General features: G+C 48.7%; 1 tRNA gene and 1 rRNA gene. Both read left to right on the top strand.

The annotated features are described in order from the left end of the window. Window positions 1-74: ribosomal RNA gene (locus ACNQ0W_RS25805) — 16S ribosomal RNA — on the top strand; the annotation flags it as partial. 69 nt (window positions 75-143) lie between these two features. Further along, window positions 144-220: transfer RNA gene (locus tag ACNQ0W_RS25800), tRNA-Ile, on the top strand. Window positions 221-230: the final 10 nt, after the last annotated feature.

Genomic DNA, 230 nt, shown 5'->3' with positions numbered 1-230 from the left:
CTTTGTGATTCATGACTGGGGTGAAGTCGTAACAAGGTAACCGTAGGGGAACCTGCGGTTGGATCACCTCCTTACCTTAAAGAACCTGCCTTTGTAGTGCTCACACAGATTGTCTGATGAAAAACAGCAGTAAAAACCTCTACAGGCTTGTAGCTCAGGTGGTTAGAGCGCACCCCTGATAAGGGTGAGGTCGGTGGTTCAAGTCCACTCAGGCCTACCAAATTTGCGAA

Source organism: Enterobacter cloacae complex sp. 6730903 (assembly GCF_048283985.1).
Taxonomy (GTDB): domain Bacteria; phylum Pseudomonadota; class Gammaproteobacteria; order Enterobacterales; family Enterobacteriaceae; genus Enterobacter; species Enterobacter hormaechei_C.
The sequence above is the reverse complement of the archived record's forward strand: the minus strand, read 5'-3'. Positions and strand labels throughout refer to the sequence as shown.